The sequence below is a fragment of the Halomonas sp. 141 genome (assembly GCF_002810305.1).
Taxonomy (GTDB): Bacteria; Pseudomonadota; Gammaproteobacteria; order Pseudomonadales; family Halomonadaceae; genus Vreelandella; species Vreelandella stevensii.
Genome location: NZ_PINZ01000060.1, coordinates 1 through 13,321 on the forward strand (window position 1 = coordinate 1; position 13,321 = coordinate 13,321).

General features: G+C 55.9%; 18 protein-coding genes and 1 pseudogene. All 19 read left to right on the forward strand.

Going from position 1 to position 13,321, the window contains the following annotated elements; translation table 11 throughout:
- Positions 1-230, forward strand: a 230-nt coding sequence (locus CWI66_RS18445; RefSeq protein WP_232710974.1) for a hypothetical protein, incomplete at its 5' end; no start/stop codon positions are given.
- Positions 231-333: 103 nt separating this feature from the next.
- Positions 334-1,410: a hypothetical protein gene (locus CWI66_RS16195; RefSeq protein WP_100732252.1), complete on the forward strand. Its 1,077-nt coding sequence runs from the start codon at positions 334-336 to the stop codon at positions 1,408-1,410.
- On the forward strand, positions 1,392-2,084 hold the full coding sequence (locus CWI66_RS16200) for a hypothetical protein (RefSeq protein WP_081136173.1): 693 nt from the start codon (positions 1,392-1,394) through the stop codon (positions 2,082-2,084). Before CWI66_RS16195 ends, CWI66_RS16200 begins: the two co-directional genes overlap by 19 nt.
- Positions 2,081-2,998, forward strand: coding sequence for a hypothetical protein (locus tag CWI66_RS16205; protein ID WP_100732253.1), 918 nt, complete (start codon positions 2,081-2,083; stop codon positions 2,996-2,998). The genes CWI66_RS16200 and CWI66_RS16205 overlap by 4 nt, the downstream gene beginning before the upstream one ends.
- Positions 2,995-3,597: a type I-E CRISPR-associated protein Cas6/Cse3/CasE gene (locus CWI66_RS16210; RefSeq protein ID WP_100732254.1), complete on the forward strand. Its 603-nt coding sequence runs from the start codon at positions 2,995-2,997 to the stop codon at positions 3,595-3,597. Before CWI66_RS16205 ends, CWI66_RS16210 begins: the two co-directional genes overlap by 4 nt.
- A 176-nt stretch (positions 3,598-3,773) precedes the next feature.
- Complete coding sequence (locus CWI66_RS16215; protein ID WP_100732255.1) at positions 3,774-5,813, forward strand: helicase C-terminal domain-containing protein; 2,040 nt, start codon at positions 3,774-3,776, stop codon at positions 5,811-5,813.
- A 165-nt stretch (positions 5,814-5,978) separates the two neighbouring features.
- On the forward strand, positions 5,979-6,800 hold the full coding sequence (locus CWI66_RS16220; RefSeq protein ID WP_100732256.1) for a flagellin N-terminal helical domain-containing protein: 822 nt from the start codon (positions 5,979-5,981) through the stop codon (positions 6,798-6,800).
- Between the two features lie 98 nt (positions 6,801-6,898).
- Positions 6,899-7,330, forward strand: coding sequence for a DUF4760 domain-containing protein (locus CWI66_RS16225; protein WP_100732257.1), 432 nt, complete (start codon positions 6,899-6,901; stop codon positions 7,328-7,330).
- Between the two features lie 11 nt (positions 7,331-7,341).
- A complete protein-coding gene (locus CWI66_RS18085) occupies positions 7,342-7,581 on the forward strand; it encodes a hypothetical protein (RefSeq protein WP_157808993.1) in 240 nt (79 codons plus the stop codon).
- A 153-nt stretch (positions 7,582-7,734) separates the two neighbouring features.
- Complete coding sequence (locus CWI66_RS18605) at positions 7,735-7,866, forward strand: hypothetical protein (protein ID WP_269799724.1); 132 nt, start codon at positions 7,735-7,737, stop codon at positions 7,864-7,866.
- Positions 7,867-7,994: 128 nt separating this feature from the next.
- Positions 7,995-8,732: a phosphoribosyltransferase gene (locus CWI66_RS16230; RefSeq protein ID WP_081136164.1), complete on the forward strand. Its 738-nt coding sequence runs from the start codon at positions 7,995-7,997 to the stop codon at positions 8,730-8,732.
- A gap of 52 nt (positions 8,733-8,784) precedes the next feature.
- A complete protein-coding gene (locus CWI66_RS16235) occupies positions 8,785-8,985 on the forward strand; it encodes a hypothetical protein (protein ID WP_081136163.1) in 201 nt (66 codons plus the stop codon).
- A 97-nt stretch (positions 8,986-9,082) separates the two neighbouring features.
- Positions 9,083-9,253: a hypothetical protein gene (locus CWI66_RS18240; protein ID WP_170919433.1), complete on the forward strand. Its 171-nt coding sequence runs from the start codon at positions 9,083-9,085 to the stop codon at positions 9,251-9,253.
- Positions 9,254-9,322: 69 nt separating this feature from the next.
- Entirely contained in the window at positions 9,323-9,640 is a 318-nt protein-coding gene (gene tnpA, locus CWI66_RS16240) for an IS66 family insertion sequence element accessory protein TnpA (RefSeq protein ID WP_081136161.1), read from the forward strand.
- A complete protein-coding gene (gene tnpB / locus CWI66_RS16245; RefSeq protein WP_081136160.1) occupies positions 9,640-10,008 on the forward strand; it encodes an IS66 family insertion sequence element accessory protein TnpB in 369 nt (122 codons plus the stop codon). The genes tnpA and tnpB overlap by 1 nt, the downstream gene beginning before the upstream one ends.
- Positions 10,009-10,053: 45 nt before the next feature.
- Positions 10,054-10,920 (forward strand): annotated as a pseudogene (locus CWI66_RS16250) (transposase); the annotation flags it as partial.
- Between the two features lie 246 nt (positions 10,921-11,166).
- Entirely contained in the window at positions 11,167-11,490 is a 324-nt protein-coding gene (locus CWI66_RS18090; RefSeq protein WP_157808994.1) for a hypothetical protein, read from the forward strand.
- A 167-nt stretch (positions 11,491-11,657) separates the two neighbouring features.
- Positions 11,658-12,119 carry a DUF6998 domain-containing protein gene (locus CWI66_RS16260; RefSeq protein ID WP_198517605.1) on the forward strand — a complete coding sequence of 154 codons (462 nt, stop codon included), beginning with the start codon at positions 11,658-11,660 and terminating at the stop codon, positions 12,117-12,119.
- Between the two features lie 84 nt (positions 12,120-12,203).
- Complete coding sequence (locus CWI66_RS16265; protein WP_157808995.1) at positions 12,204-13,175, forward strand: hypothetical protein; 972 nt, start codon at positions 12,204-12,206, stop codon at positions 13,173-13,175.
- Positions 13,176-13,321 lie beyond the last annotated feature (146 nt).

A 13,321-nucleotide genomic window follows, 5' to 3' on the forward strand; every position in this document is an offset into this window, starting at 1 on the left:
GCGTGGCTGGTGAGGGTGCGGCGACTGGCGCGGAACTTTATGTTGGGCATGGCACTGTCTGGGTGAATGGCGATAATGGCTATATTGCCATGCAGGTCAGTGGGTTAGAAGTGCTTCCGAGGGCCGGTCTCACGGATTCAGGATCCACCCTCATTCCTGCCATCGGCAACGCTTACCTTTTCTTTAGCCTTATTTCCCTAGCTTTGGGTATCGAGGAGCCGCCTCTATAGGGAAAAGTGCAACGCAGCGGTTGCTCTCAACCATGGGGCTATTTGCCGGTGGCGAGCATGGTAGGATATGCCGCATCATTCGTGCCGTTTCAGGAACATCTGCATGCCCCAGCCTCTCGCTTACCAGTTCTCCGGTCTCATCACTGCCGAGGCACCGATCACGGTGGATTACGTTGGCATGGAGCAGCGTCTACCGCGTACGCCGCATGGCCAGGTGTTTCTCAATGGCGGTACCTTGCGTGGTCCGCTGCGCAAGGCGGGGCTGACCATGTTGATCCGTGAGTTGGCGAAGGCACACGGCAAGCCGCTGGATGGCATCTTCAACCGTGCCGAGATGTACATGCTGGGCGAAGGGGTGGATATCACCCGCCAGGTCAATAGCGAGGAAGGCGGCACTCACGATCCCCGCGCCGAGGCGTTCCTGCGCGCCGCTAATCCTTTCCTCAGCCTGTTCGGACGCTGGAAGCTGGCCGGCTATCTGGAGGTAGGCGCATTGCTGACCTCGCGCGATAACCTGATCACGGCGGGGCAAGGCGTGCGTCACGACCAGTTTGAGCATAGCCCGCAGTTGGCTCAATACCTGGATGAAGCCGAGCATGAAGCGCTACTCACTGAGCTGCGCAGTGCCCGCGAGAGCATGGTAGAGATTGAGGCTCTGCGTGCTCAAGTGCGCGAATTACGGGAACGCTCACGCAATAGCGACGACCGCACCGTCAGGCAGGAAATCAGCACGCAGATCAAGGAACTGGAAGCTCAGGAAAAGGAGATCCGCAAAGCACGGGAGGGGTCGGAAGAGTCGATCAAGCATCCGATCCAGGGTGTCGAGGCCATCGCGCCGGGCAGCCAGCTACAGAGCCGCCTGCGTATCATCGAAGGCTCAGCGGAGTCCTTGGGCCTGTTGCTGCATTGCTTGGGCGAGTTTTCCCAGCGCCCACGCCTGGGCGGGCATCTGGCGACCGGCTTTGGCGCGATCAGCGCTGAGTGGGAGGTACTACAGCGGGCAGCAGGGCAGCGCCGGGCCAGTGTGATAGGTCAGGTACGGCTGGATGACATGGGCATCGAACTTGACGGTGAACCGCTGGAAGCTGCTTGGGAGGCATTCGCCCAGGCACTGCCGCAATACGACTTTACACTCTCTACCCGCCAGGAGGCCCGTAAGCAGTGGAAGTCACGCAAGTGAGCGAGCGTGAGCCCCCTTCTCCCAAGGGCATACCTGCGGCGCGGGCACAGGCCTTTCGCCTGCTGCTGCAACTCCACACCCCGCTGATATTGCCCTTGGTCGTACCCCGGCTCGATACCCTGCTGCAAGAAGCCGCTTGTCGGCGGGCGCTCGACTGGTCGTGCTACCACACCTTGCCGCTGCTCTTCGATAAGGCACGCGGCGGCTACCGCGCTTCACAACTGATTTTCGGCGTGACGCCGCACGCTGGCTTGGAAGCGCAACCGCAGGCGAAGATCGGGCATATCCAACGTCTGCCGCTGCTGCAGGCGCGCAACGTGCGCGCCGCGTTGCGCATTGATGGTGGCGACTGGGCACCTAAAATGACCCACCATCAGGCGCTGCTGAGCCCCTACGTGCTGTTTTACGCCGAAGGCGATCCGGATGCCTGCATCAACCTATTGCAAGAGCTGCCGCAAATCGGCATCGGACACAACCACGGCCAAGGCATGATCAGTGTGGCCAGTGTATCTCCCAGCACTGAACAGCGCTGGCGGCAGCGCCCCTGGCGGCAAGCGGAGGAGCATACGGGCATGGCCTACTCACCGCTGACTGACACATTACGAATGGCCCCTTGGGGTACGGATGAACCCGTGTTTCGACCGCCGCGCATTCTGCGGGAGATCCTGGCATGAGCCGCCATCTTGCTTACCAGCGTCTGTTTGCCGCCACCCACGAGCTGCGCGTGGGGGCCGAGTTTTCTCGCTTTACCCCGGATACCCCCAGTTGCGCTTGCTGTAACCGCCGCTGGAGTGAGGTGGAAGCCCCATTTCAGGCAGCGGAATACCGTTACGGCAAGTCCGGTGAGCCGGAGCAGGTATGCCTGACCTGCTATACCCCGCGCATTCCGAGTGAACGCCTGCTGGGTCTGGAACGCTATAACCACACGGGCAACACCACCACACCGATCTACGGCAAGCTCGGCATGCTGGTGGGCTCGGGGGGCATCATCACGCCGCGCAACGAGCTTTACCTGACCCTGCCGCCCAAGCTGCACGCCAAGTACAAAAAGGGCGAGTGGGGGCAGCAGGGCCGCTTGAGTACCGATAAACCACTGGCTCGATTGCTCGATTTACTGATTGCCGGTGCCCTCTCTGCGCCGGGAGAGCGCCCCCTGGAACAGGGCTTCGTCTATATCGAGAACTGGGGCCGCAAAGCGGATATTTTGATGCGGCGCTTGCTGGCAACCACCTCGCTGAAAGAAGTGTGGTGCAACAGTGAGCAAGGTGTCACGCCGCTAGACCTGCAGGCGATTCTGGAAACGGCACAGGTGTTGAAAACCCTGGAACTAACCAACCAGGCTGACCGCCTCGTGTTCTGGAAGCCGATTACGGATGCTGCACGGGGCCAGCGTGACGATGCTGCTTTCGATGCCTGGCTTGGCAAGGTACCCGACCCCCGTGCGCTATTGATGGCGCTACCGACCGACCCCTTCGACCGGCTGCGTTTACCTGCGGTGCTGCGTGAAGTGATGCCACGCCTGTCAGCCCTTGAAGCCTACCTGACACCCGCGCCCCCACAAACACAACGGCAAGGATCGCTGTTTTGAACACCATGACGGTTCACACCTTCGAGGCCGCTGTGCTCTGCCACCCCGGCCATGCGCCGGGGCAAGCTCCCACCCTGGACGACTACCACCGCACCGCCTGGCGACTGTTTACCGGCGATACTCACTATCCCCAGGGTGAACGTCCCTTCTTGTTTCGCTTCGATGCACTCGATGATGATCGCCATCTGCTGACCCTCAGAGCTGACCGGCCATTCCCTGGCGCCTATCAACGCCAACAGGCGTTTACCGTCGGTGCTGATCTCTGCCTGGAGTGGCTGTGGGTGCCCAGTGTCGCCACACGGCTATCGCCGCAGGGGGAGCGGTTGCCGCGTAGTCGCCATGTGCCTGCGCCCCGTGAGCGCTGGGAATCTCTGCTCAGCGAGCGCTTGATGCGCCATGGACTGACCGCACACCCTGATCGGATTCACTGCCTGCCGCTAGGTCGCTGGCAACAGCGTACTGGCTTGGCCGCCTGGCATGAAGTCGTACACGTCAGCGCACAGCTCACCGTCACCGACCCGCAACGTGCCGCGCTGGCCTGGCTCGGCGGGCTCTCGCGGTTACGTACTTACGGCATGGGCCTGCTGTTCCAGCAATAGTGAAACCACCTGCCAAGCGCGCTACCATGGCCGTCTCCGCCCTTGCGGAGGTGTTAGCAACGCACTGCAGACCTCGATGGAACGTCTGTTGATCCCGCCCTTGCGGGAGTCATATCGCCCCGGCGCTGCCGGGGCGATATGCTAAGCTGGTCCGCTATTTCAGCAATGCTTGTACCATGCATCCGGTTATCGACTACCTCACCAACGTCTTGCCCCAACGCCCCGGCTTTCAACACAACCCGGTGCAGGTGGCTTATGCCCAGGCACTGCTCGACGGCGTCAAGGCGCAAGGCCAGGTGCATTTCGTTGAAGGCGATACCGGCATCGGCAAATCACTGGCCTATCAGTTGGTATTGGCCGACTGGGTTGCCAAGGGTAAGCGCATGGGCGGCAAGCAGGCCGCCCGCCGGGCGGTGATCTCGACCCACTCCCGCGCCTTGCAGCGGCAACTGCTACAGCCGGAGAACCTCACCATCGTGCGCGATTACCTTACTCGCACCCAGCTGCCGGCACTCAGCTTTCAACTACGCATGGGCCGTGAGAACTACCTGAGCCCCGAGCGCCTGGCTCTGCAACTGGGGGTAATCAGCCTGGAAGCAGCGCAACAGGATCGCCACTTACCCGCCAACTTGCGGCAACTGGTGCGTTGGGCACTGGAGAGCGATGGTTGCCTGCTCGACCTCGATCCCGCCTGGTTACCGGAGGGGTGGCAGGTATCGGACTTGGCCTTGCGGCGCGACGACCCCTTGCCGGAGAGCCTGGAGGCCCAGCTCAATGAAGCGGTAAATAGCGATATCCTGGTGATCAATCACGCCCTGCTGGTAGTGGACCTGGTCACACAGGGGCGCGTCACCCAGGCGGCCTCGCCCTATGTACTGCTGCTCGATGAGGCCGAGCACTACCCCGAACTGGCCGAAGAGCTGCTTAGCCAGCGGCTGTCGTTACAGACCACCGTGCGTCTGCTCACGCTGCTGAAACAGCATCCTGCGGCTGCCGAGTGGCAGGCGCTGCTGGCATCGCTCACCGATGCCGAGCGTGCCGGCAGCGCTCACGGTATCAGTGATGAGCAAAGCGCCCAGCTTCAAGGCGCTATTGAGGCGCTACTCAAGCGGCGGCCACGGGAGTCGGCTCACGATCCGGCGCTATGGCGGGAGTGGCTGCACGTGCGCCACAGCGCGGAAACCATCGCCACCCGGCTGCGCGAAGCCAACCGTTACCTGGTGCTGGACTACTCACCGGTACGCGGGTTGCCGGGTATCGTCGCCCATTCGCCCAGCGCGGCCTCTAGTCTGCGCAATGGCGCGGGGGCGCGTGCCACGCTGCTCACCTCCGCCACCCTCTCGGACCTTGATCATGCCCCGGGCGAGGCCCCGCAGTTTCGCTATATGCGCAGCCGCCTGCAGCTACCCACTACTAGCAAGCGCAGCGGCCAGCAGGTCAGCTTTCAGGCCAAACACTTTGGTGAACTGCGTTTTCGGCTACCCCAGGGGTTACCGCACCCGATTGCCAAGCTGCAGGGTGGTGGCTACCGGTTGGACGAAGACTATATAGAGCGTGTGCTGCCGTATTTGCTCGATCAGCCGGGGCGTACCCTGGTGCTGTGTGCCAGCTACGCCGATGTCGAAGCCTTGGTGGATGCCTGGCCGGATACACAGCGCCACCGCCTGGTAGCGCACCCTATCGGACAGGGCCTGAACGAGCTGGTGGCAACGCTGGAGAGTGATAGCATTCTGCTCACCCCGGCAGGCTGGGAAGGGCTCTCGCCCACTCGTGAAGGCAATAGCGCCTACTGGTCGCATCTGGTGGTACTGCGCAACCCGCGTGCGGCACGCAGCGCCGTGGAACAGCGTTTGGTCGAACAATTGCTGCAACGCCGTGGCCTGGATAGTGAGCGGGCAGCGGCCATGGCCAGCGGAATGCTTTACCGCAAAAGCACCGTGCGTACCCTGCATAAGCTGCGCCAAGGGCTGGGGCGAGCCATTCGCCACCCCGATGATCAGGTGCTGGTCACGCTGCTGGAACCGCGCTTCCCCCGCCCCTCGGCAACGCCGCCACTGGCGGGCGTTATTCAAAGCGATGCCCTTTTGGGGGCTATTCCCGCCCGGTTTCGTCCTGCCTGGCAGCAGGCGGAAGAGCCAAAGGCGCTTGAACTTGGGGATCGCAGGCGGCAAACGCCTGCCGAGTCGTTGCAGGCTGACCTCAAGGCGTTGCTCTAGCCACTGCGGTAAAAAATTTTCCTTCTCACCCTAAAGTCTTTGCGCAGGGTGCCGTTATATAGGGTAACGGCCACCGGCGCCGTTATGGCAGGCCCGAGAAGCTGGGTCGAACGAAAGGTTCAGCGGGCCCGTCAATGGAGCCCTCAACACAGGAAGGAACATCACATGTCCGTGATCAATACCAACATCACGTCCCTGATTGCCCAGTCCAATCTGAGCAAGTCACAAAACGCGTTGCAGACCAGCATGGAGAGGTTGTCCTCCGGCCTGCGTATCAACAGTGCCAAGGACGACGCCGCCGGTCAGGCCATCGCCAACCGCATGACCGCCCAGATCAACGGCCTCAACCAGGCCCAGCGCAACGCCAACGACGGCATCTCCGTGGCCCAGACCGCCGAAGGCGCGCTCAACCAGATCAACGACAACCTGCAGCGTATTCGTGAACTGACCGTGCAGGCCGCCAACGGCACCAACAGCGACGATGACCTGGCGTCCATCCAGGCCGAGATCGACCAGCGCCTGGCCGAGATCGACCGTATCTCCGAGCAGACCAACTTCAACGGCGTCAACGTACTCAATACCGATGAGGCGATCAAAATCCAGGTCGGTGCCAACGATGGCGAGATCATCGAAATAGAGCTGGAGGTTATCAACTCCGAAACGCTTGGCTTAGATGAGCTTGATGTCACAACAGCTGATTTTTCTGAGGGCGGTGACGGTCTTCTCGAGGCCATTGATGAGGCCCTGAAGCAGGTTGATACCCTGCGCTCCGAGCTGGGTGCCGTGCAGAACCGCTTCGAGGATGCCATCGTCAACCTCAACACCAACTCCACCAACCTGGCCGCCGCCCGCTCGCGCATCGAGGATGCCGACTACGCGGTGGAAGTCGCCAACATGACCCGCGCGCAGATCCTGCAGCAGGCCGGCACTTCCGTACTGGCTCAGGCCAACCAGATTCCGCAGAACGTGCTGTCTCTGCTGGGTTAATCTGAGGCTTAGCCTAACGCTTGGCCGAAAGGTTGAAGTGGTAAATATAAGGGCCGGCCGAGAGGCCGGCCCTTTTTATTTTTTCCGATGAAATTAAAATGTTGCTAAGTGTTTTAACTGCTTTAGGTACTCTGCTTTCGGGGATTGCTACGACTATCGCTATAGTAGTGGCTTATAAAGTGCATATGAATCAGAAGCTGCTTTCCCAAAGGCAACTGTTGCTCCCTTTATGGGAATATATGGCGACCCTGAGCAAGATCGACCCAAATGAACCTATCACTCCAGATGTTGTTAAGGTTGTCAATACACTTGAGCTAGTAGCTCTTTGTTGCGAAGGAGGTATGGTTGATGAGCGAGTTGTCAAGAGAACGTTCAGAGAGCAATTTATTGAACGTTACGAAGAGGTAAAAAAGTGCTCAAGCCTCAAAGATCTAGACTGTAGCGGTGAGGATATATTGAAACAAAATCGGGCTGCAACAGAATTTTACAATACCCTAGAGCAAGAAAGGCTCTCTCAAGATCGTATCTAATAGGATGAAAAATGAACGATAAATTAATAAAGAAAGTTATTTCTGAATTTTCAGAGAGTGCTGATAATGCATATGAGAAGTCATTCTCTATAAAGGGAGTTGAAGGTGAAGTATTTACCATAAGAATTGAGCGAAAAAAAGATACTTTAATAAATGAAAGTATCTCAATGGAAGCTCTCTCAAATAGTATATCAGCGCTTCCGTCAGGCGCTCCATGCGATTGCTGTGGAGGCTCAGGAAGGTCTAGGTAATGTAAAAATCCACTTAGCTAGGGGCAGCCTCTCCATCGCTGGTTTTCAGGTAGCGGCGGTTAAAATACCTTCCAACGCTGCACGATAGTCTGTGCAGCGTTGGAGGATGCGATAAGTACGAACCCGTCGTCAAACGCTGGACCGCTAAGCGCCATGAACGAAACCGACCATCAGCGCTTGATTGAAGAGCTGCAAGCCGTCATCGACGATACCCAACATACCCTCGACCGTTTCGAGGCCACCGGTACGGATACACAGATGCCGGAGGATAGCGAGACCTGTTAGCTGGATCGGCTTGGTGCTACGCTGTTGACAACGCGAAGTCAGCCTACCTTCGTTAAGCCGTAGGTTGGTGATGCCACCACCGCAAATGTGCTAAGCTGAAACTGGATTGAGGTTCGGAGAGCAGTGTAATGGATAGAATTTATGGCTTTCCGGCATCAGCAAAGCATTACCATCTCTACACACTCGACTCGGAAATCAAACGGCATCCTGCCTATTTTTCTGCCAAACAAGGGAGTGAAGAGGCTGCTCTTGAACTGGTATGGGAGTTGGCGAGGGAATTCCTCTATCGCCTTCGCGGTGAATTCTCTGAAGATGTGGTATATGTGTCACCTTTTGCAAGAGAAGCCGCTGGCGATAACGCGATCCCTCCATTACTAGCTAGCGCCTGTGCTAACTTGATAGGTGGGCAAGCAGAAAGTGACATCGTTCAAGTAGAGAGGGTTTACCACACAGGTGCCGACCCTATGGAGCGTATGTCGTTGAGACCTTCTTTCGAAGGTGAAGTTATACCCAGGCAATCTTATGTGTTAGTTGATGATGTGACTAATATGGGTGGGACGCTCGCGGAATTGGCAAACTATCTCCTGATAAATGGAGGTTCAGTAAAAGGCACCATCGTATTATGTAATGCTGGAAGAAGTCATGACTTTCTTCCAGAAAAGAAAAAACTGCGTTTGCTGCATGAGAGGTTTGGCGATGAAATCAAAAACATCTTTGGCATCAGAACAGCGGCACTTACCGCAAACGAAGCCGACTACCTTGTTGGTTTCAGATCGGCTGACGAGATCAGAAATCGACTTGTTAAGGCAAAAAAAGAAACAGTTGAACGATTACGGTCTAAAGGCATTCAGAGAGAAGATGCGTGAGAATGGGATGCTCAATAATTGAGATTGCTCTTACTTGTCAGTGCTAAACACCATGAATGAAGCCGAGTACCAACAGGTAATCACCGAACTACAAACTGTCATCGACGAGACCCAGCACACCCTCGACCGCTTCGAGACCACTGGCATGGATACACAGATGCCGGAGGATTATGAAAAACTGCTGGTGATTCTGGATGATGCGGTAAAGCAACAGCGAGAGCATACGCTGGTGATGCTAGAGAAGCCGTTCTGATGGCTGCCTAAAGTTAGTAAGCGGTCCGGTAACCCCATCTTCCCGGGCTGAGCGACGCTGATCACACTGGTGTTTTCCTTATACGCAGGAGAACACCATGAACGAGCTGACGTCGACGCAAGCTTTCTGGTTGGGCCATCTGTTTCATGCCTCATCCCGGCAGCTGGCGTTAAGTGAATATGCGGTGGAGCAGAAGCTGGACTTGGCGGCTCTCATGACCTGGGAAAAGCGTCTGGCCGTGCAAGGCATTGTTGGTAAGCGCCCATAAATCAGCACCTACAGCCACGCCCTGAAATTGCCCACACTGATTTCCTCGTCAATACCAGGAGGAATCAGCATGACACACGCCGAACGCAAACGTCTCTGGCAGCAGCATATCGAGGACTGGCAGACGTCGGGTTTGTCCGGCATGGCCTACTGCCAACAGCAGTCACTAACCTATTGCCGCTTTGTTTATTGGCGTAAAAAGCTGACCGAACCGGAGGCGTCGTTTCCGGAGCAACCCGTGTCGTCGCCCGGCTTTGCCAAGGTATCGGCAGTGCCTGGTCCGGAGTCGTCAGAAGGATTAACGGTGTCATTGCCCGGCGGCGTCTCGATCACCGGCCTGCACGCTGGCAATGTGGAGTTGCTCGGTGCCGTGCTGAGGCAACTGTAATGCGCCACCGCTATCTGCGCCCCTCCTGGGACCTGCCGGAGATATACCTGTACCGACAGCCTATCGACTTTCGCAAGCAGGCCAACGGCCTGGCGTTGATTGTCGAGCAGGAGCTGGGGCACAGCCCGTTCTCCGGCGCGCTTTACGCTTTCACCAACCGGCAGCGCAACAAGATTAAGTGTCTGATGTGGGAAGACAACGGCTTTGTGCTTTACTACAAGTCCCTGGCCGAGGAAAAATTTAAATGGCCGGGCCCGTCGGATGAGCTGATGCCGCTGAACGGCGAGCAGATCAACTGGTTGCTGGACGGCTACGACATCACCCTGCTGCAGGGCCATAAAACGCTGCATTACGAGAGCGTTGGGTAGCACTTTTCAAGTGTGTCAGGGCGTTGTTTTTGCTATCATTTCGCCATGAAAATAACGCCTGATAATACGCCCGAAACACTCGATCTCAGCGGTCTCTCGCCCGCTGAAATGGCGGCGGTTATCAACGATTTGCAGGAACAACTGGCCGCGAAAGAAGCGGCTCTGCAGAGTCAGTTGCAGCAGCATGATGAGGCCCTCCGGCGTCGCGACAATTACATCGCCATTCTCGAAGAGCTGCTGCGTCACAAGAAGATCCAGCAGTTCGCCGCAAGCAGTGAAAAACAGCCCAACCAGATCGTGTTGTTCGATGAAGCCGAGCTGGAAGTGGCGATTGACGAACTACGCGACGAACTCCCTGACGATGTGGAAGAAGCCGATGCGCCGCCTCGCTCCCGCAAGCGCCGCCAACGCGGCTTCTCCGACACGCTTTTGCGTGAGCGTATTGAGCTGACCCTCAGCGACGACGAGAAAGCCGGCGCCAGCAAGACCTTCTTCACCAAAGTGAAAGAAGAGCTGGAGTATATCCCGGCCCAACTGAAAGTCCTGGAGTACTGGCAGGAAAAGGCGGTGTTCGAACAAGACGGCCAAGAGCATGTCATTGCGGCCGCCCGGTCTACACACCCGCTGGGCAAGTGCATTGCCACACCGTCACTGCTGGCTTACCTGATCACCTCCAAGTACGCCGATGGCCTGCCACTGTACCGGCAGGAGCAGATGTTCAAGCGCCTGGGTCATGACCTGAGCCGCACCAGCATGGCCCACTGGATCATCCGCCTGAACGACGTGTTCAAACCGCTGATGACCCTGATACGTGAAACCCAGAACGGCAGTGACTACCTGCAGGCCGATGAAACCCGGATCCAGGTACTCAAGGAGGATGGCAAAAAAGCCCAATCGGACAAGTGGATGTGGGGATGGGAGAATGCCTCAATAGTGCTGTATATAAAAATAGTATTATTGAGACGAGCAAAACGCGCAAGCCCGCGAATTTTGGCTACATCGCCAAAATTCTCTTTGCACGCTGTAGAATCAATGAGGTAGATTCAATTTGGTGGCTGTGAAACCTCAGTCATTGTGATGTCACGTTCATTGAGGTTTCATGGCAGGGCGTATAATCACTGTTATGTGCTCGACAGCTATGGAAAATTGGAGATATTGATGGAATTGGATAAATTTGTTGCACAATCAATAGCTATGATATGCAAAGGTGTACATGAAGCTCAAATGGAAGTCGCTAAATATGGTGCTTCGGTAAATGAAACTCCACTAAGTGACAGAGGGGCAGTAGGTGAATTGAAAGCACCAAATAAGACTCTAATGCAAACGGTAGAATTTGATGTTGCTGTAACCACTGAAGACAATGGTAGCGGGGGTGCAAAGATTTCTGTTCTTGGTTTAGGCTTAAGTAAAAAGGGTGAGACAAAAGATAGTATTAGTTCAAGGATTGTATTTAAGGTGCCAATAACATTGCCTAATATTTAAGGTGCCAATAACATTACCTAATAAGGATATATAAACAAAACGCACATAACAAACGCTTCAAGAGGGACTTCCAACGCGCGGCATTTTTATTATGCGTTGGCTTTTGTGGTTACGGTGTTATGCGGAAACTTGGTAGTCGCGTTGTCAGCCCCTTAAGCGGGCGTTAAATGTCTATGATCGATCACGATAAATTCCGGACCTTGGTCAAGCAACTCTATGCCACTGTCAATGAGTTGGAAACCATGTTCCCGGGCAGGCACTTCACCCCGGATGGTCATATGGTCGGCAGTCTGGGAGAGTGCATCGTGGCCGACGCCTATAATTTGGAGCTGAAGACAGCTTCCAACAAAGGCTATGACGCTGTCACCGAAACCGGCTTGGAAGTTGAGATCAAAGCTACGCAATCTAAATCTGTAGCGTTTCGGAGTCAGCCGCAGCATACGATCATCATCAAGATCTTGCGTGACGGCACATTCGAAGAAATTTATAACGGGCCAGGAGCCCTTGTTTGGGATCAGTTCACAGGTAAACGGCTACCGAGTAATGGCCAGTTTCAAATCTCTCTCAACAAGCTCCGGCAACTCAATCAAACAGTGGCTCAGTCGGACCGTGTGCCCAAGGCCATTTAACAAGGCGCATCAGTACGCGGCCGGTGGCCGCCGGACGTCCCTGACGGGCCGCCGCTGTGCTTCGCGTTAGCCAAGGATTTTGATATGCCAGTAGTTCCATATACAGCTTCAAACTTCGGTCGTCATTGGGGAACAGCGCTGGCTGGTCGTCACAATCTCACACTTAGTTGGAATGAATTTGTGTGGGCTGCTATGACAATGGGAAAGCCTGGCGTTGCATTTTTGTTGTCACATGGGTGGCATTCTCTTAGCGATCTTGTCGTTCGGAGTCACACTGTCTACGCGAACTTGCGGGCTAGCTCAAACCATGTTGAGAAGAGCAGCCTTTATACCGGTTTAGATCCCACAGAGAAAAGTGGGGTCTCGTACTTCATGGGCATGATGGCTGCGAAAATATTGGGAGCTCGCTTGCTTGATACGCCCTGGCTTTTTCATATGTCGTTGGTTCACGCTCTTGGAGGTTCCGTCGTGCTTAAGGCAAAGTCGGAGCCTGATTTAGTTGGATTTCGGCGCAACAGGGAGTGGATAGTTGCTGAGGCTAAGGGACGAACTCGGGGTTACAGCAGCTCAGCGATGCATGCGGCTAAACTACAAACGCGCCAACTACGCACTATAAATGGTCAATACCCTTCCCTTCGGGTGGCGATTCAAGCTTCGTTTAATCCTAGACTTGAATGGGCTATAGACGATCCTGAAGAGTTTGATGAAGGTGTGCCAGATATTCAGTTCGATGTAGAAAGCGCGATGGATATGTACTATTCCGCGCCCATTATTGCGACTGAGAGGGGCCAGAGCAGACTTATAGGAAATCGCAAATTTCAGACGGGGGAGCTTTCAGAAATCGGAGTGACTATTGGAATAGACCGAGAGGTTAAGGAGCGCGTATTAAAACGAATCCTGTTGCAAGGTGAAAAATCGCTATTGCTAGATCAGGCGGCTGAACCATATCAAGAAGACGGCTTTACCATTTTCGCTGATGGGTTGGCGATTTCATTGGATGAGAGATGGTCGGAAGATCGGATGGCTCAAGACCCTTGGTCGAGACGCAATGGCTAACAATCGCAGGCACAGCGACGGCTTTTCCGTTGCGGCTTCGCCTCCACTACAAAGCCGCGCGTGCTGCGGGCGTTAGCTGTGATTGCCCTACCTGAAAAGTGATACTATAGTGTCACTATTAGTCGATTCGGGGTGAGCCCATGAAA

Bases quoted from the DNA above. Each gene is read 5' to 3' on its own strand.
- CWI66_RS16195 (WP_100732252.1), top strand. From the start codon at position 334: ATGCCCCAGCCTCTCGCTTACCAGTTCTCCGGTCTCATCACTGCCGAG.
- CWI66_RS16205 (WP_100732253.1), top strand. From the start codon at position 2,081: ATGAGCCGCCATCTTGCTTACCAGCGTCTGTTTGCCGCCACCCACGAG.
- CWI66_RS16215 (WP_100732255.1), top strand. From the start codon at position 3,774: ATGCATCCGGTTATCGACTACCTCACCAACGTCTTGCCCCAACGCCCC.
- CWI66_RS16220 (WP_100732256.1), top strand. From the start codon at position 5,979: ATGTCCGTGATCAATACCAACATCACGTCCCTGATTGCCCAGTCCAAT.
- CWI66_RS16225 (WP_100732257.1), top strand. From the start codon at position 6,899: ATGTTGCTAAGTGTTTTAACTGCTTTAGGTACTCTGCTTTCGGGGATT.
- CWI66_RS18085 (WP_157808993.1), top strand. From the start codon at position 7,342: ATGAACGATAAATTAATAAAGAAAGTTATTTCTGAATTTTCAGAGAGT.
- CWI66_RS18605 (WP_269799724.1), top strand. From the start codon at position 7,735: ATGAACGAAACCGACCATCAGCGCTTGATTGAAGAGCTGCAAGCCGTC.
- CWI66_RS16230 (WP_081136164.1), top strand. From the start codon at position 7,995: ATGGATAGAATTTATGGCTTTCCGGCATCAGCAAAGCATTACCATCTC.
- CWI66_RS16235 (WP_081136163.1), top strand. From the start codon at position 8,785: ATGAATGAAGCCGAGTACCAACAGGTAATCACCGAACTACAAACTGTC.
- CWI66_RS18240 (WP_170919433.1), top strand. From the start codon at position 9,083: ATGAACGAGCTGACGTCGACGCAAGCTTTCTGGTTGGGCCATCTGTTT.
- tnpA (WP_081136161.1), top strand. From the start codon at position 9,323: ATGACACACGCCGAACGCAAACGTCTCTGGCAGCAGCATATCGAGGAC.
- tnpB (WP_081136160.1), top strand. From the start codon at position 9,640: ATGCGCCACCGCTATCTGCGCCCCTCCTGGGACCTGCCGGAGATATAC.
- CWI66_RS18090 (WP_157808994.1), top strand. From the start codon at position 11,167: ATGGAATTGGATAAATTTGTTGCACAATCAATAGCTATGATATGCAAA.
- CWI66_RS16260 (WP_198517605.1), top strand. From the start codon at position 11,658: ATGTCTATGATCGATCACGATAAATTCCGGACCTTGGTCAAGCAACTC.
- CWI66_RS16265 (WP_157808995.1), top strand. From the start codon at position 12,204: ATGCCAGTAGTTCCATATACAGCTTCAAACTTCGGTCGTCATTGGGGA.